Origin of the sequence: Commensalibacter sp. M0268 (assembly GCF_016101925.1) — a bacterium.
Taxonomy (GTDB): Bacteria; Pseudomonadota; Alphaproteobacteria; order Acetobacterales; family Acetobacteraceae; genus Commensalibacter; species Commensalibacter melissae.
Window position 1 is genome coordinate 56,048 of record NZ_JACFPQ010000001.1, and the last position, 17,882, is coordinate 73,929.

Consider the following 17,882-nt stretch of genomic DNA (forward strand, 5'->3'; position numbering starts at 1 on the left):
TAAAATACAAGCCATTTGAAGAATAGTAATCATAGATCAATTTTCCCTGATTTAGAATTAAATTAAAAAAATTACTATTTCGTGAAAAGGAGGAATATTGGAACATGTCAAAAAATTAAAATATGGTTGGACAACGGGGGCTTGTGCGACAGCAGCTGCAAAAGCGGCTTATTTGGCTTTAAAACGTGGTTTTTTTTCGGATCGTGTTACAATTACTCTTCCACAGGGGAAAAGAGTTTCATTTAGGATTTTTAACCACAAAATTCTGGATCGGCACTGTGCCATTGCCTCGGTTATCAAAGATGCAGGGGATGATCCTGATGTTACCCACGGAGCGGAAATCCGTGTAAGAATAACAATCTTGTCCATTGATCGTGGAATTGTTTTCAAGGCAGGAAAAGGTGTGGGGACAGTTACTAAACCGGGATTACAATTGCCTGTTGGTCAGCCTGCAATCAATCCAGTACCTCGTCAAATGATCCGGTATGCATTGAACGAGGTATTTCCTTCCCCTGATGTAGAGGTGGAAATAAGCGTTGTGAATGGAGAGGAGCTTGCAAAAAAAACGATGAATCAAAGACTGGGTATTATGGGTGGATTATCGATTTTAGGAACAACAGGCATTGTTGTACCGTTTTCTTGCGCAGCATGGATCGCGAGCATTCATCGCGGGATAGATGTGGCACGGGCTGCAAATTTGACGCATCTAATTGCCTCTGTCGGGAATGTATCTGAAGAAACGGCCAAAAAAATCTATACATTGCCCGAATCAGCCTTTATTGAAATGGGTGATTTTGTCGGGGGAGTTCTGAAATATCTAAAAACACATCCAGTTCAATGGCTAACCTTGGCAGGAGGCGTTGCCAAATTTACAAAATTGGCACAAGGTCATCTGGATCTTCATTCTGGTCGTTCACAGGTAGATTTTGCACAATTGGCAGAATGGGTTGCGGAATTGGGGGGGGAGGATAGTTTTGTTGAGAAGGTCAGGCTGGCTAATACTGCCCTGGAGGTTTTCAGGAACTGTCATGTAAAACGGTTGCTCCTGGCTGATTTTATTGCAGAAAAGGCACTGGCAGTTGTAAAAGAAACACTTGATCCCGTGATTTTTAAAATCGAAATTCTGATGATTGATCGTAAGGGTAATTGTCTTGGGAGGGCGTTTGGGTAATTATTTAAGTAACAATTAAATGATAATTGATTATAATATTTCTGCTGTAATATTTTAATTTTCTAATTATGAAGATATATTTTAAATAAATGTCATTTAAATCTTTAACTGTAGTTGAAAAAAAATTATAAAGTATTTATTACAACATGGAGAAAGCAATCAAGAAATTTTAAATTTGATTAATACTAATCGAAAAGCACTTATTAATCCTGGTCGAATTTCTGAAATTAAAAAAGATAAAAATCAAGAATTAGCTACCAAAGATGAGGTTGATTATTTTAAATTAATAAAAAGTAATTATGATCCAAAAACAGGTTTAAATTACTATGAGGATGAACGCCTAGTAAGGGCTAGGGAGGCTATGATATTAGCTGTTCATTTATTTAATAGCACCTCTATAAAATTTAAAACCGAGTGTTTTGTAGTATTAGCAAATATTGCCTGGACATATTTATTTCATGAATATTTTTGTCGTAATAAAGGTGAAAACAGTATTAAAATTGATGAAAAGCGAAATAAATCTTTAATTCAGATGATCAATGAATATCAAGAACTTTTACCTGAAGGTGTAAAGAGAAATCTTAAAGCTATTATTAAAATTAGAAACACTGTTGAGCATTCTTTATTGGGTCAAGGTGAAAAAAGATGGTATTCTATTTTTCAGGCGTGTTGTTTAAATTTTGATAAATATCTTTGTTCATTCTTTGGTGATAATCAATTAACTTTATCTTATGATTTGTCTTTTTCTTTACAATTTGTAAAACCTGAAATTAGTCAATTAAGTCAGTTAATGGAATATAATATTCCTCCACAAATAAAAGCGTTAGATCAGGCTTTGCAAAAACAACCCTCAGAAATATTACAAAGTACGGATTATCAATTTCAAGTTTGCTACGTATTAAATAAATCAAATAAAAGTGAAGCTCATTATCGGTTCTTTAATTCTAATGAGGAAGAGGCTATAAAAATAGTTAATATTCTCAATAATGAAATTAATACTGATAAAAAATATCCGTACAAATTTTCAGATGTGCTTGAAAAAGTTAATGAACAAATTAATAAAGATCTTGACAGAAATATAACATCAAGGGATCTTGTAAAGATATGGAAACATTTTAAAGTAAGACCCATGGGAAGTGAACGCAATCCTGAAAAAACCGATAAAAGATATTGCTATTACCATAAATCATTTACTAGATATACATATTCACAAGAATGGGTAAATTTTATTATTAACCAAATTAAAGAAAATAATTTATTAGAAATAATCAGCAAAATTAAAATAAGGTAAGTGTTTAGATCAATCATTAAATGAAAGCGGGTCCGATATTATATGCATGTTCTTCAAAATCTGCTTTTTAATAATCATTTATCAGATATTTCAGAAAAATTATATTTTGATATTCAAAAAGGCGGTATACAACCGTTATCGGAAAATGATGGAATTATTCTTGAAAAAAATAGCAGAATTTCTTTTGGAACATATTTCAATTATTTTTCCTTAAATACATGGCGAAAATATTGCCAACTCAAAGATCTTCATTTTCAGTTACAGGGAAAAGGTGAATTTGTATTGAGGTTCTGGTTGACAGACAAAAATTACCAGCCTTCTTCATCAAAGCGTGTTATTGAAAAACAAGTTTATTTAAATAAAGATCAAGATTGTTTTTGCATTGATTGCTCATTTTTATTGAAAAAACAAGGCATTCTTCATTTTACAATAGATACAAAGGGCGAATGTTTCATACAGGGTGGTTCTTTTTGCACCAAAACAGATCCTGTTAACTATGTAAAATTAGGAATAGTTATTACGCATTATAATCGTAAAAAGTATCTGATCCCTGCCATTCGGCGGATAGAAACGCAGCTTTTATCCAATGAATCTTTTAAAAACAACATTGGCCTTATTATTGTAGATAATTCTCAAGATGTTTCTTCAGAAGAGGCAGGGGAGGCGATTGTTATTTCTAATCTCAATTATGGAGGATCCGGGGGATTTACACGCGGATTACTGTATTTGAAAGATCATCATTATACACATTGTCTTTTTATGGATGATGATGCCAGTTGTGAAATTGAATCTATAATCAAGACTTTCAGATTATTGCAATATTCAGCCGTGGAGCGATTGGCAATAGCTGGAACCATGTTATATGAAAAAGAATCGACAATCATTCATGAGAAGGGTGCCCAGTATAAGCCCTTAAGCTTGATACAGCTATATTGTGGTCTTGATATATCGAAATTTGAAACTATTATAGCGACTGATTTAGATAAAAAGAAAATTGAATATGGTGCCTGGTGGCATTTTGCCTTTAAGATTGAAGATGTAAATTATTTTCCATTTCCTTTTTTTGTTAAGGGAGATGATATGCTTTTCGGATTAATGAATCATTTTAATATCATTACTGTGAATGGCATATGTGTTTTTGGAGAGGATTTCCGTTACAAGGATGGCCCCTTACCCCGATATTTAAGCGTAAGGGCCAATTTTGCTTTGGCTTTGATATATTCAGATTGTTCTTTATGGATTTATGTCTGGCGTTATATACGTTGGATATTAATTTCCATTTTAACCTATCGTTATGCTTCTGCCCGAGCTACTAGCATTGCTTTGCAACATGTTATGCGAGGTCCAGAATTCTGGACACGCTATTTATCCTTAACGGATATATATCCTGTCATTTCGAATGTATTGTCGGCAGAGAAAATGGATGATGTTGATATAGATCAACTAAAACCAATTATCAGGCAAGTTCGTTTTCCCATATTGAAAAAAATCATTATTATTATGACCTTCAATGGTTTTTTTCTTCCTGATTTTTTTATTAGAGACAGACTTATTCTGAGTAAAAAGGAAATAAAACATTTCCCATATGAAATATTTCTAGAGAAGAATATATTATATTATTCAAGTGAATATAATAAAGGTTATGTAGCGATATATAATAAAAAAAAATTTTTTTCCGAATTGTTTTTAGGTTTGAAATTGATAATTCAATTTGCTGCCAGATTCAAAAAATTAAAAAGAGAATATAGACAAAAGGTTCCAAAAATCATGACAGAAAAATTTTGGAGAAAGGTTTATCAATTCAAGAGATGATTGGTTAACTGGACATAGTCCAGTTTTATATCAAAGCTAAGAGTTTTTGCATAAAGCTTCATATTCCGCGGGAACCCCACAGAATGTTATGCAATCTTTATTAACAAGTTTATAGTGAATTTTTTTATTATTTTGAATTAAATAATTATATAAGGGCGCTATATATAATTCGGATGTAGAAGGCGTTTTTCTTTCTTGTTGAAGAGCATATAGGAAATCTCCAGATTTCTTGAAGTGATAAAGACCGTTACAACATAAATCGGATATTGGTTTTTTTTCTGCGGTTCTTAGCGCGATAGGCTCTTGACTTTCAGAATCTGGTTCCACGTAAGACCAGTTTTCACCATCACCCTTAAATACTTCTAGATATCCGTCAGAATGTTTAAACCATTCTTGTTTGGGAAAATGAAAATCCCTTCTAAAGGTATCAATATTGAATATTGTAAGCGCCATGTTATTTTCAAGACCGGCTTTGTGAATTCCATATTCTACAGTTTCTGCCTGTCCAGCGGTAGGATGATCTAGAATGACTATATTTGCTTTTTTGATACCAAGCTTGTCAATTTCAGTTTGTATAAAATTTTTCGTATTCATAATTGAACGGGCAATGAACAGAAATGGAGTATCTTGGAAATATGCTTTGAAACTTTCAACTGAATGGGCAAAAACTGTTTTTCCATTTAAAGGCAACATGTATTTAGGTTGCGTATATCCAGCTTTTGAAAAACGGCTGGACAGTCCAGCCATTGGAATAACTATCATTAATCTTTTCTTTCAAATATCGAATATAAACGTAAGGCATTTGCAATAAATGCTTTTTGTCGATCAGGGCGATCAGCATGTAAAGGTAACATCGACAAAAATAATGCTATGGTCATAGCTTGGATTTCTTTGCTTGAAACCGTAATATTTGCAATATTTATTTTATTAAAATATGTCTGTAGCCATTTATGGGAAGATGATAAATCAAATGTTAGTTCGAAATCATATTGATTATTGTTAATAAGATTATAGCGTCCTGTTATGATAAAGTCATATAACCCGTTAATTGAATGGGATAGCTTGGCCATATCATAACGTAAATCACCATAATTTTCCTTTATATGGGGAAATACATATCCTCTTGGATCAATCACTGTAATACGACGATTGCGTGAATTATATAAAATGTTACTGAAACAAAAATCGCCATGCATGATTGTACATAATTCTTCAGGATTTTTTGTAATAAAATCTGACAAATTATTTGCAATAGTTAATAATGATGGATATTTATTACCATTGAAAACGAGGTCATGCATGATATTAAAACCTGTTTGATTTGAAAAGAGTTTCAAACGTTCAAAGGTTTTGTTACCTACTAAATGTGCAGTGTAATCGTCCCGCTTTTTTTTACCTTTTTGTTTTGCGCATAAATTCAGGAAATCAGTACAAGAGGCCAGAATTTTGTTCCATGTAGCTTTTCCAATATCTGAAAATACGAATAATTCAGCTAGCGTTGGTGTGTATTGATATTCAGTGGAATAGAATGTTTTGTCATTATCTTGTCCGTATTCGAAAAGACGAGCGGTAAAGGGCTTTAGATTTGGTGGAGTTGATCCCAACCACTCTGCTTCAGCAAGCATCTTAAAAGAATCAGAAGAAATTTTTTTAACTGTATTTGAGGTAATTTGGAGTGAATTAAAGGCCCTTGCAGTTGTAACCAAACGTCTTGATTGAAAATAAGTCTGAATATGTCCAAAGTCATACCAGTTTTTAATAGCTTTCATTTTTAAGGGCTGATGTTTGTTATATAAGTTTATTCCCTCAATGAAATTTCCACGTGCTTGACATAAGGACTTGATCAGTTCATTCCCCTTTGAGAAAGAAAAATAACCACAAGCTACTGGACGGTAATTATTTTCATCTTTGGTTGATTTGATGGTTTCAAGATTTTTAATATATTTATCATCAGCTTGATTGATAACTGCCCAAGAATAATCGTCACCATCAGGATAACTTGCAATAATATCCATTTCTTGAGGAATATCATCAAGAATTGTATCACCGTGTAAAATACGTATGTTCGAATTGTATGCATTGATGACATTAATCGTATATACTAGGGAATTTCCTAGAGACATGTCATCCGGGACAGAAACGATTACTATACCTTTTTCTTTTAAAGTATGTTTATCATAGGGAGTAACAATAAAGCTATCAGGCAAAGTCAGGTAGATTAGTGAATTTTCAATTAAGTTTTTTCTAAAATTTTTAACCTGTATTTCAAATAATCTTCCCGTTCCCAAAGGTAGAAAGGAAGGGGGAATTAAACCAAATTCGGCTGCCAGTTCTTGATTCACATATGCAGCAGAAGTGATAATATTTACGCAAGATGAAGTCATTTTTTTGTTTCAATTAATTTTGTAATTTCATCAAAAGACATTGAAATGAATTCAGACGGTCGTATGGCACGATCATCAATATAAAATCCCTCTTTTCCACACCATGGTTTTCCTACATAAATTTCATCATATGGAACTTCATGTTTTTTTAACCATTCAATGATAATTGGTAAAGTATTGGCATTAATCTTTCCAATATCACCGTTATAAGTATACATATTTCTGGCTGTTTGAATAATAATTTCAAATCCTTGTTTCTTGTATTCCCTTAATTTTTGAATAACTGGTAGATTCGGGAGTTTGTCAGCATAAGAAACACCCGAAGTATTAATAGTTAAGGTATCATCAAGGTCGAAAACCAAACGTTTCATATAAATATTCAATTCATTATTAATATGTATAAAATTATATATAAATGTTAAAAAATTGACATTTCAACTTCAATTAAATTGTTTGAAATAATTGGGGTACCAATACATTGGCAATTAAGAAAATAGTAATCTATTTTATTTTCATTTTCTTCCTTTAAATCCCAATTTCTTACAAAATAATTATGAGGCCCTTCAATATTTGTATGTTCTACAAAACGTTCAAATAATTTTTGATAATGATGATAGTTATTCATCTTATTTTTATCGATTGAGATTTTTATTGATTTATTCTTTTGCTGTGATGATAAATATAAATATCCCTCCAATTCGGAAATATTAGAAACCAAAGTTTTTTTCTGGGCATCAAAGGTGAGACAAAAATAGCGTAAAATATTACAGGTATTTTTTTTCTCGATGAGAAAAAGGGATAAATCAACAAGGTGATTTGTATTTTCAAAAAATAAGTGTGCAGGTCCTGTTTCTGGATCTTCTGAATCTGTGAAGGACTGACCTATATCTAAATAAAATCTTTGTCGTTCCACTGGATAATTATTATAATTCCAGTGAAAATCTAAAGTCGATTTTTTTTTATCCGGTTTCCATTTTTCAGTCAGTGGCAATGTCTGTATTCTGGATTTAATGGCTTGCAAAAAATCATTAAGGATGATTGAAGCTTGTAATTTGTTAGGCAATCTTTCTTTTTTTTCTAGTCCAATTAATTGTCTTCCCCATGATGTACAAACAGCCAAGGTTGTTGATGCATAACAATCTCTCGGAAACCATTTAATGGATGAAATATGATCTGGTAATTGTGATCCTATAGATAAAATTTCCTTGATTTCTATTAAATAGTTAGGTTTTGTCCATAACATAAAACAGATATGAGTATAATATCCAGAGCCGAACTGGTTGAAAATGGAAATAGGAATGACTTCTTCAAGTGCAACGAAAAAATGAGAGGATAAAAAAGGTGCCAAGTTTTTTATCTCTTCAACTTTTTCAAGAATTAAAAACCAATCCTTTTTATGAGCAAATAATCCCTCGATTTGGGTTGCTGAAATACGGGTAAGTCCGATTTCATTAATGATATGTTCTTTTAATTGGGGAAGAGATTTATAGTGATGCCACATCCAAGTTCCATGATTAGTAGTGATTTCAGCGTCAAGATCAACATCATAATCGTAAGATCTTTGTGAGGCAATTGGAGTTAAAGCTTTTTGATTCAATTGATTTAGTATGGAGGATATTGTAAGGTGCCTTACAAAAAGACTATTTGAAGCCATTGTACAAAAGTAGTCAAAAACAAGATTATTTTTTGCGTATTCCAACGTTTCAAGATGTCCTAATAATAGAGTATTTCCCCATTTGTGTCTTTTAAATCCTCCATTAATGATGATAATACGGTCACTAATTGTTAAAGCAGCCTTAGGAATGGGTCTATTATGTGGAAAATTTAATATTAAAATAACATTTTCTGGTGTAAAAAAAAGAAAGTTATTAATATATAACATTAAATAATCATCAGATTCATTGAATAATGTACTAATAACTACCCTGCTATTAGCTGCCTCTTTTTTTGTTTTTTCTATAAAAGAGGAGATATTTATTATTTCTTCATTATTGTCGATGTGGTTATTGTCCAGTGTTATTTCCAATTTATCTAAATTGCCTTTAGAATTTAATTGAAATTTAATATACTGTGCTTGAACCTTTTTACTTAAATGAATATCAAATTCGGTTGGATTATCCCAATGATGACTGGGTTGTGTATAATAACATACCCAATCTTGGTTATTGTTAGATAAGAATATTGAAAATAAAGGAATACTGATATCATTGTTATTAAAGTTATTGATATGAAGTGTATCAATTGTATTTTCTTTTCCTAAGTCAAAAACTTTAGAAGGAAACCATATTTTTTGCATCATTATTTTTAATGTCTTTAATTGTTAAACTGATGTAGAAATCTTATGAAAATTTAATATTTTGAACATATATGAAGATTTATATTTCGATACATTAACCTTAATTGATATTAAATAAAAGTTATATCAACAAAAATAATTAATGATCATAATCAAATTTACTGTTGATTTAATGATAGATTGTAATCTAATTACAAATTAGAAATAAACTTCCTGACAGGATCACAAATATTTCTATTAATTCTTTTAACCCCATATAAATGGTTTTTATCATAAATTTGCCAAATATAATTGCCATCATTAAGGTATTCTTTTTTTTGAAGGAAATCTGTATCTTTATTTAGGAGAGATAGAACCGTTTTAATATTAATTTTGTAATCACCTTTTTTAAACAGTTTATTATTTAAGATTTTTTTTAATTTATTCTTAATGAATGGATTAAGAAATTTGTTATTGTCTATTTTTGTAAATTTACTCCATAGTATCCTATCAAAATCATGAACTTCTGAAAAAATATAGGGTAATCCATTGGGTTGATATCCTATGCAATGAGCTAGCGTTGAAAAAAATATTTCTTCTTTAGTGTAGTGATAGTTAGTATCCAGCAAATTGTGTTTGTTAATAAGGGTTATAATTTCGAATAAAACATCTGTTTCATAAAAGGATCCTTCTATTTGTGATGCAAAGATAGCGCCTGAATTAAAAGAGTTAACAAAGTTAGTGAAAATCTTATCCTGTAAAACCATATGTGCAGGCCACCAATAAGATCCGGGTAAAACCAATCTTAAATTATAGGCAGATTTTGTGGTAGAAACGTAATTTTCAACTTTATTGGAAATAAGCATATCATTTGATGCATGAAATACGATAATGCCTCTCTCTTTCATATTTTTAATATACTCAATATTGGCAATATGCCCTGCTATTACATTTCCCCATGATGTGTCAGTTTGGTTATTATTGATAATAACATTTTTGATTTTTAAATTTTTTATTTTTTCATTTAAATTATTTGTTGTTATTTTCGAAATTTTGGAAATATGTATGATTATGATGCAGTTAGAATAAAATTTGTTTAAATTATCAATTTGATTAATGATTACATCAATATTTTCATGAACGAGCAAAGAAACATAAATCATTACTATATTAACCCTAATAATGTGTTTAAAAATATAAAAACAATAAATTTTTATATTGAGCTTAAAATTATTCTTATAAGAAAGTAAATTGATTTTTGATATTTTTTTAAATAATTATGATTTAAAAAGAAAGGAACAATTTTAATGGAAAAGCACATATTACATAATTTTTCTTGGGGCGTAGAAACTCCATATGTTGCAGAAAATGAAATTTTTTTCAGATGCCCAAAAGATGTTGTTATACAGGATGGTAATATTTATATTGATGCTTTTTCACATGTGTCTTTTAACACTTATTATAATATCTTTCCTTCCAAACAATATGTTAAGTATACGAATATTAAAGATTTAAATGTTGGGGTGGTTGTAAAAGGTAAAGCAAAGATAGAAGTATATGGGATTAAACAAGAATTGGCACATTCCTATGAAGTTAACTTACTATCGCATTATTTTACTAATGAAGTGAATTTAACAATTGAAAACTGGTCAAAATATGATGCTGTTTATTGTCGATTGGCTTCATGTGAAGATGTTGTTGTTTTGAAAAAAATATTTTTTTATACCAAAGATGAACCGACACAGGATGTAAAATTAGGATGTTGTTTTTGTACATATAATAGAGAAAATTATATAACAAAAAATGTTAAGAAAATTCATGAAGGTATTGTTAATTCACAAATAAATAGTTTAATTTTTATTTCTAATAATGGAAAAAAAATAAATATAAAAAATAATGATATAATTCATTTGGAAAATAGCGATAATTATGGTGGGGCGGGCGGTTTTACAAGAGCTGCATTAATGGCCTCTGAGATGGGCTGTACTCATATTATATTCATGGATGATGATATCGAGTTAAATTTTGAGTCCGTATTTAGAACTTATGCTTTTTATAGTTTTATAGCCAGTAAATATAAGAATATTTTTCTTTCTGGCTCCATGTTTTCTTTAGATGAAAAATGGTTGCAATATGAAAGAAATACAATCATTGACAATTATGGCATGCATCATCAGGGTCATTGTCAAGACCTGCGTTTGTATGGGGAAATTTTACAAAATGCGACTTGTGGATTGGTTAATGGTGTTGCTGGTTGGTGGTTTTGTGCATTTTCAACCCAGCATTTAAAAGATTATGGAATGCCGTTGCCAATTTTTATCCGTGGTGATGATATCGAATTTTCTCGACGTTGTAATGCTAAAATATTGTCATTGCCTGGAATTTGTGTTTGGCATGAGCCTTTTTACAAAAAATACTCTGAGATTATGGAAGATTACTATCTCCTGCGTAATGTATTGATTTTTTCATTTTCTACGCCTCAAAATTTAATCGAATTTGGCATGCGTTTTTTTCGTAACAAATTCATTAGAAATATTACGACTTGGAATTATGTAGCCTTAAAAATGAATATGATGGCTGTTGAGGATTTCATTTCAGGTAGATATGAAGCAAATCCATATGAAAATCATCAAAGAATTGTCAATGTTTATAATTCTGTTAAAAAGAAAAGTAGTGTTGAAGGGTTTGTTTATCATGAAAATCAATATACGCATATCAGGTTAAGAAAAAAGATTTTGTTATTTTTATTGAATTTTATTCTTTCACCTTCTGAACAAGGTGTTTCACAAAAAGGATTTAATCGTAGACCTTCTGATTTTATAAGAAAACGTGAAGTAATTGTATATGATTTTCATAAACAATGTGGTGAGAAACATTTTTTTGAGAGAAAACATTTAATTTTTTATATTACATTTTTTATTAAAAATTATTTATGTATCTTTTTGCGACAAAGTAAGTTTAGGGAACAAATGCTGCAATTTAGAAAAAAAACAACCACTAAAGAATATTGGAATACTTTATTGAAAAGAAAGGTAAAAATTTAGAATTAAATTTTATATCAAGTTAATTTCAAGAATAGGTAAAGATAAATTTTATATATTTTTTTACCTAATTTTTTAATAATGAATTAAAATAATTTTGACATGTGTTAAGGTTATTAGTCGTGTCTTGTTTATGTTATGCATTTTGATTAAGTGTTTTAGGATCGAAGGTGTTTAACTCAATTTTTCGTAAAGTATTGTATGGGAATGTGATCCAACGGAATATGTTGTTAGTTTGAGATAACATTAAATATTTTATTATTATGAATTTTTTTAGTTCCTGAATACGATTTTAGGGGTAATATGAATCCAGATTGCTGGGTTAAATCTTGCAATTTCTTGTCACAAATTACTTTTGTATGAAAATAGGTTTGTATTTTAAAATTTTTTAAATGCATTTACTGTTCACAACAACTGGAATTAATGTTGGCAATGGTAAGAGATTTGTTTTAAAAAATGGTTTCATTCTGTATGAATTGTTTTTTTATAATTACACGTGATAAAAATCAAAGGACTGAAAAATGATCGAAAAAGGTTTTAATATTTATTGAATAGAATAAATATTATTGATTTTTAAAACGACGTTGATAGTTAACATTATATAGGGCACTTTCCATATGGTTTTTACTACCCATAGCAGGACCAACCATAATTAACGCAGTACGTTGGATTGGATTGGCGTTTATTTTTTTTAAAATAGTGGCCAATGTTCCCTGTATAATTTTTTCATTTGGCCAGCTTACATGCGCAGCGATGACGATTGGACAATTTTCTCCATAAAAAGGAACCAAACGCTGAACAATTTCTTCAATACGATGAATGGCGAGATGAATAATCAGTGTAGTGCCAGTTTGTGCATAGGTTTCTAATTTTTCTTTTTCTGGCATTACTGATGCACGTCCAGAAATGCGTGTTAAAACAATGGATTGTGCTATTGTTGGAATAGTCAATTCTTTTTTTATGATTGCAGCAGCGGCTGCAAAAGCGGGTACACCGGGTGTAAGTGTATAAGGAATGGCGTGTTTTTCAAGTCGTCGGATTTGTTCGGCAACAGCACTATAAACAGAGAGATCCCCTGAATGTAAACGGGCAACATCTTTTCCTGCCTGATTTGCCTTTACAAATTCATCTTCGATCTGATCCAAATTTAGAGGGGCCGAATCAATCAATTGTGTATCAAAAGAGCAAAATTTCAGAATATCTTTAGGAATAATAGATCCGGCGTAAAGACATACTGGACATTGTTCCAAAAGCTTTTTCCCACGTAATGTTATAAGGTCAGCAGCCCCTGGGCCTGCCCCGATAAAATGGACGGTCATGGTGTTGAGGATCCTTTATAGGCTAAAGATAAGGTAATTCCTTTATAAATCATCTTTCGCATCAGTAAATGATCTTTTTCGTGCATAATGGCTAAAAGACAGGCTTCTGAAACAGCACCAAAACCGGTTAGTTCATAAATTCTGTTTGAATAAGATTGACATTGGGACTGAAGATTTTTGAGCGTGTCTAATGCAATGAATTGAATGGGTAGTTTATAATGATGTTGCAGGATTAGATAAGTGCTATCTTTTTGTTTAAAAGCAGGCGCAGCAATTAAATAAATAGAAGCCCGATAGTTTCGTTTAATTTCTTGCAGTGTACAATATATATGTTTGGCATTTGTTTTTTTTTGACTGCCCAGACCAATTAATAAAGTGTCAGGGGAGGCGCGTGACGCAATATTGGGTAATGGTACGGTCGGGTCTGAAACCATGATAATTCCCTAAAGATTCATAATGCTGGATTTGAAGGCGGCTGATTGTTCCGCCCAATTGTTGTTGAGTTTGAAAAAGAATTTGATCGCTTTCGGTCGTTACGGAATTAATAACTAGCCGTCCATAAGGATGAAGGTTTCTCCATACAGTTTTTAAAAGATCAGGTGCTGTTAATCCACCTCCGATAAAAACGGCATCAGGACGTGGCAGTTTATCTAAAACTTCGGGGGCCTTGCCTTCAATGATTTTCAGGGAGGGGACACCCAGACTATATGCGTTTTCCCTTGCTTTTACAGCCCGATCATGACGTGATTCAATGGCAATGGCCTTACAGCCGGGATGGGTTAACATCCATTCGATGGCAATGGAACCGGATCCCGCGCCAATATCCCATAACAAAGCGCCAGGAAAAGGTTGCAATGCTGATAAAGTTGCCGTGCGGATATATTGCTTTGTTAATTGACCATCATGTCGAAAATAGGAATCTTTGCGTCCATGGCAATAGGGAAGCCCTTCAAACCGGTCTAATTCGAGGGCAATCATGTTTAAAGGGTCAATTATTCCGGGCAGGGATTCTTTTAATAAAAAAGAACGTATCCGTTCCCGCGGTCCACCAAGTGCTTCAAGAATATAAAATAATTTATATGGGATTTGCCATTTTTCCAGATATGCCTTGACGTTATGAGGTGTTGATTCATTTTCGGATAAAATAAGTGTTTTACGACCCGGTATTAAGGCTGGGCGCAAGGTTTCCAACGAGCGACCACATAAGGAGATTGTCTCAATGGTTTGTCCTGACCAACCTAACCGGTTGCAGGCAAGGCTATAGGATGAAAGGGTGGGAAAACTTTGCCAATCATTGATAGCTAAGGATTGTACGGCTAAAGGACCAATCCCATACCAGAACGGGTCACCTGACGCAATAATTGCAACTGATTCAGGTTTAAGGTTATTGATTTTGTTTATGGATTCTTGAATGGGCGACGACCATATTTCTGTTTGACCTTGAATAAGGGTGTTTGCCAGTCTCAAATGACGCTTACCACCGAAAACGTAAGATGCGTTTTTTAGATATCTACGAGCCTGATCGGAAAGGGAGTTGATACCATCTTCGCCAATACCAATAATGCTAAGAAAAGGGTAAGCCATATTATTTACAAAAACTACTTATTAATTTTATCAGGTAACGGAAATGAATTATAGCTGGGGTAATTGAAAAAATCATGTAATCTATTTACATAATGACAAATTTTTATAGGTATCTTTAGTGGGACAAAAAAGAAAAAAGATTTTGCTTTTAGGTGGCACAAGTGAGGCTTCCCAATTAGTACACTGTCTGCAAAATAATGATTCCATAGAAGTTATTTTTTCTCTAGCGGGTGTGACAAAAAATCCTGTATTACCCAGAAATGTGATATCACGTGTGGGTGGGTTTGGTGGTGTCACCGGATTGATAATGTGGTTAAAGAATAATCAAATAGATTTCCTAATTGATGCAACACATCCTTTTGCCCTACAGATAACTAATAATGCCTGGAAGGCAGCGAAGATTTGTAGAATTCCCTTTTTGAATTTGCAACGTCCGGCATGGCAGAAGCGGGATGGTGATCATTGGTATGAGGTAAATTCAATTCCTGAAGCTGTAAAGGTTTTGGGTTATAGAACGTTAAGGGTATTTTTAACTATCGGTCGTAAAGATATATTATTATTTAAAGAGAATATTATCCAGCATCATTATTGGATAAGAAGTGTTGATAAGCCTGATGATACGGTTTTGCCAAGTCATGCCGAGGTCATTACTGCCAGAGGACCTTTTGATGTGCAAAGCGAATATGATTTTTTAAAACAATACCATATTGAACGTATTGTTACGAAAAACTCCGGTGGTCAGACTGTTTATGCAAAAATTGATGCGGCAAGGAAATTGTCAATTCCTGTGATCATGATTCAAAGACCTGTTATGCCCCAACTTCCTTCTGTTTCAACTATGGATAAGGCTTATCAATGGTTGATGAGTCGTCTTCAGGGATAAATTCGGTTATAATCGAACGAGATGTGTAGAACCAGGGACGTATATTTTCCCTTGACTGGGGAATTAATTGACTATAACGGTTACCAATCAAGACCAGGGTTTGCATATTTCCCATGGAGCCTTTGGCATCGCCCAGGGTGGTTAGGTGAATATGTTCGTTTTTTCGGGAAATTGCCTGACAAAAAGCCACTGGAATATAGGGAGGTAAAATTTCCTTCAATAATTCAAAAGCTTTATCAAGTTGCCATGGTCTCGCTTTGGAAACGGCATTATAAAGGGCTATGACAAAATCAGCCTGAGCCGCAAGCCTTAAACGGTGCAGAATAAGTTTCCAAGGTTTCAGGTTATTGGAAAGGGAAATGGCGCAAAAATCATGACCTAAAGGCGCTCCTAGTCTTGCAGCCGCCGCAAACATGGCGGAAATTCCTGGTAAGACAGTTATTTCAATCTCTTTCCATATTGGTTTTCCATGATCAATGGTTTCAAAAATAGCACTGGCCATGGCAAAAACGCCGGCATCTCCTGAAGAGACAACCCCAACCTTATAGCCTTTTCCGGCAAGTGTTAACGCATGTTCGGCACGATCGAGTTCTTCGCGATTATCTGATTTATGTTTTCGTAAAGATGGTCTATCAGGGATGCGATCAAGGTAAGGACCATAACCAATCAGGTCTGTTAAGGTTGGCAAAATTTTTGATGCTTCAATCGTCAGTAAATCAGGATCTCCGGGACCAAGGCCTATGATGTATAGATGTCCCGTCATCTCAATTCTCCTTACCGGCGATAAGGATCAGTGAAAAATAGGGCGCTTTTTCATCCTGCATTTGTGATAATGGCAAGATACGTTCCTGGTTTTGGGTGCCACGTTCAATATAGGTTGCTTGTTCAAGCAAATGGGTCTGCTTTAAAGCGGTTTTAACCTTTGCAAGATTGCGGCCAATTTTCATGATGACGATGGATTCACACTGGTTCAATTTTACCAAAAGTTTGTCGAGGGGTAAAGTCGCGGACAAAATGGTTAAGGTTTGATCATTGCGAACAATCGGTAAATGTAATCGGCTCCAGCAACCATTCATTGCCATAACGCCTGGAATGGTCTCTATGGTATATTGTTCTTGTAATCTTTCCAATATATAAATTGCAGATCCATACAATAATGGATCGCCTTCACATAACAATCCTATATCTTGTCCTTCATCGAGTTTTTTTTGAATCTTAGAGGCACAGTGATCATAAAATGTTTCTAACGTTTCTTTATATTCAGGAGCATAATGAGGGATTTCTGTAGTCAAGGGGTATTCAAAACGTAATTCTGTTAATTCATGGATAAGGAATGGTGTGGCAATTTGACGTGCATGACCCATTTCACCTTTTTTACAGAAATAAGCGATAAAAGAAAGGGAATTTAGAATGCGTCCGGCTTTTTTTGTCACCAATTCAGGATCGCCCGGTCCCATACCCAATATAAATAATGTGCCTTTCATTTTATATTTCCTGTTTTTGGGCCAAAGCGTTCAATGCGGCAACACCCATGGCGCTTCCACCCTGTCTGCCCGTTATGATCATATATGGAATTTTTCCCCATTCTTGCAATGCCAGTTTTGATTCAGCCGCACCCACAAAACCTACAGGGACGCCGATAATTGCTGCAGGCTGGGGGATTTTCTTCTGGTCTAATAAATTGATCAAATGAAACAAGGCTGTTGGTGCATTACCAATGACCACAACCGCCTGTTTCAGGGTGTCCCCCCATAAATGGATGGCAGCAGCGGAACGCGTGTTTTTTATATCTTGGGCAATCTTGACTGTATCGGGATGGTTCAGGGTGCAAATAATTTTATTATTGGCGGGCAGTCTATGTCGAGTAATTCCATGCGCAACCATTTCTGAATCACAAAAAATCATGGAACCCATGAACAGGGCCTGTTCACTTTTTTCAATAAAATCGGGACTGAATACGATATTTTTTGTTATTTCGATCCGTCCACATGCATGGATAACCCTGACGGCAATTCTGGCTTCATCTTCTGTAAAATTAGATAGGTCAGCTTCTTTGCGAATGGTTGCGAAGGAATTTTGATAAATAATCTTGCCATCATGGATATAGTCATAAAGAGGCATG

General features: G+C 33.2%; 16 protein-coding genes. 5 read left to right on the plus strand and 11 right to left on the minus strand.

The features are described 5' to 3' along the window. Window positions 1-94: 94 nt before the first annotated feature. The 3 genes from H3R28_RS00275 (at window position 95) to H3R28_RS00285 (ending at window position 4,274) form a co-directional block, all read left to right on the plus strand. Window positions 95-1,171 (plus strand): cobalt-precorrin-5B (C(1))-methyltransferase, encoded by a 1,077-nt coding sequence (locus H3R28_RS00275; protein ID WP_198209550.1) that lies wholly within the window; start codon window positions 95-97, stop codon window positions 1,169-1,171. 175 nt (window positions 1,172-1,346) lie between these two features. Then, the gene (locus H3R28_RS00280; protein ID WP_198209454.1) at window positions 1,347-2,462 is read left to right on the plus strand and encodes a DUF3644 domain-containing protein; all 1,116 of its coding nucleotides are present in this window, start codon (window positions 1,347-1,349) and stop codon (window positions 2,460-2,462) included. 42 nt (window positions 2,463-2,504) lie between these two features. After that, window positions 2,505-4,274 carry a glycosyltransferase family 2 protein gene (locus H3R28_RS00285; protein ID WP_198209452.1) on the plus strand — a complete coding sequence of 590 codons (1,770 nt, stop codon included), beginning with the start codon at window positions 2,505-2,507 and terminating at the stop codon, window positions 4,272-4,274. A 36-nt stretch (window positions 4,275-4,310) separates the two neighbouring features. Here the strand turns inward: H3R28_RS00285 and H3R28_RS00290 are convergent, their stop codons facing one another. The 5 genes from H3R28_RS00290 to H3R28_RS00310 all read right to left on the minus strand — a co-directional run bounded on the left by H3R28_RS00290 (window position 4,311) and on the right by H3R28_RS00310 (window position 10,096). Further along, window positions 4,311-5,036 (minus strand): glycosyltransferase family 2 protein, encoded by a 726-nt coding sequence (locus H3R28_RS00290; RefSeq protein WP_198209450.1) that lies wholly within the window; start codon window positions 5,034-5,036, stop codon window positions 4,311-4,313. Continuing rightward, window positions 5,036-6,658 (minus strand): capsular biosynthesis protein, encoded by a 1,623-nt coding sequence (locus tag H3R28_RS00295; protein ID WP_198209449.1) that lies wholly within the window; start codon window positions 6,656-6,658, stop codon window positions 5,036-5,038. The genes H3R28_RS00290 and H3R28_RS00295 overlap by 1 nt, the downstream gene beginning before the upstream one ends. Further along, entirely contained in the window at window positions 6,655-7,029 is a 375-nt protein-coding gene (locus H3R28_RS00300; protein ID WP_198209447.1) for an HAD-IIIC family phosphatase, read from the minus strand. Before H3R28_RS00300 ends, H3R28_RS00295 begins: the two co-directional genes overlap by 4 nt. 47 nt (window positions 7,030-7,076) lie before the next feature. Next, window positions 7,077-8,957: a discoidin domain-containing protein gene (locus H3R28_RS00305; RefSeq protein ID WP_198209445.1), complete on the minus strand. Its 1,881-nt coding sequence runs from the start codon at window positions 8,955-8,957 to the stop codon at window positions 7,077-7,079. A 188-nt stretch (window positions 8,958-9,145) separates the two neighbouring features. Further along, window positions 9,146-10,096, minus strand: coding sequence for a hypothetical protein (locus H3R28_RS00310; protein WP_110438529.1), 951 nt, complete (start codon window positions 10,094-10,096; stop codon window positions 9,146-9,148). Window positions 10,097-10,240: 144 nt separating this feature from the next. Here H3R28_RS00310 and H3R28_RS00315 point away from each other — a divergent pair, with 144 nt between their 5' ends. Further along, window positions 10,241-11,977 (plus strand): glycosyltransferase family 2 protein, encoded by a 1,737-nt coding sequence (locus H3R28_RS00315; protein WP_198209443.1) that lies wholly within the window; start codon window positions 10,241-10,243, stop codon window positions 11,975-11,977. A 560-nt stretch (window positions 11,978-12,537) separates the two neighbouring features. On the opposite strand, the gene cobM is transcribed toward H3R28_RS00315, so the two are convergent. The 3 genes from cobM to cbiE are packed head-to-tail and all read right to left on the minus strand — an operon-like array spanning window position 12,538 to window position 14,877. Further along, entirely contained in the window at window positions 12,538-13,293 is a 756-nt protein-coding gene (gene cobM / locus H3R28_RS00320) for a precorrin-4 C(11)-methyltransferase (RefSeq protein ID WP_198209441.1), read from the minus strand. Then, a complete protein-coding gene (locus H3R28_RS00325; RefSeq protein ID WP_198209439.1) occupies window positions 13,290-13,727 on the minus strand; it encodes a cobalamin biosynthesis protein in 438 nt (145 codons plus the stop codon). Before H3R28_RS00325 ends, cobM begins: the two co-directional genes overlap by 4 nt. Continuing rightward, window positions 13,672-14,877 (minus strand): precorrin-6y C5,15-methyltransferase (decarboxylating) subunit CbiE, encoded by a 1,206-nt coding sequence (gene cbiE / locus H3R28_RS00330; protein WP_155580828.1) that lies wholly within the window; start codon window positions 14,875-14,877, stop codon window positions 13,672-13,674. The genes H3R28_RS00325 and cbiE overlap by 56 nt, the downstream gene beginning before the upstream one ends. A 118-nt stretch (window positions 14,878-14,995) precedes the next feature. On the opposite strand from cbiE, the gene H3R28_RS00335 reads away from it, so the two are divergent. Further along, window positions 14,996-15,760, plus strand: a complete 765-nt coding sequence (locus tag H3R28_RS00335) for a cobalt-precorrin-6A reductase (RefSeq protein WP_155580827.1) — start codon at window positions 14,996-14,998, stop codon at window positions 15,758-15,760. On the opposite strand, the gene cobJ is transcribed toward H3R28_RS00335, so the two are convergent. The 3 genes from cobJ to H3R28_RS00350 are packed head-to-tail and all read right to left on the minus strand — an operon-like array spanning window position 15,714 to window position 17,881. Then, window positions 15,714-16,523, minus strand: a complete 810-nt coding sequence (gene cobJ / locus H3R28_RS00340) for a precorrin-3B C(17)-methyltransferase (protein ID WP_155580826.1) — start codon at window positions 16,521-16,523, stop codon at window positions 15,714-15,716. The genes H3R28_RS00335 and cobJ overlap by 47 nt on opposite strands. Before the next feature lies 1 nt (window position 16,524). Further along, window positions 16,525-17,244: a precorrin-2 C(20)-methyltransferase gene (gene cobI / locus H3R28_RS00345; RefSeq protein WP_155580825.1), complete on the minus strand. Its 720-nt coding sequence runs from the start codon at window positions 17,242-17,244 to the stop codon at window positions 16,525-16,527. A gap of 1 nt (window position 17,245) precedes the next feature. After that, window positions 17,246-17,881 (minus strand): precorrin-8X methylmutase, encoded by a 636-nt coding sequence (locus H3R28_RS00350; protein ID WP_155565880.1) that lies wholly within the window; start codon window positions 17,879-17,881, stop codon window positions 17,246-17,248. Window position 17,882: the final 1 nt, after the last annotated feature.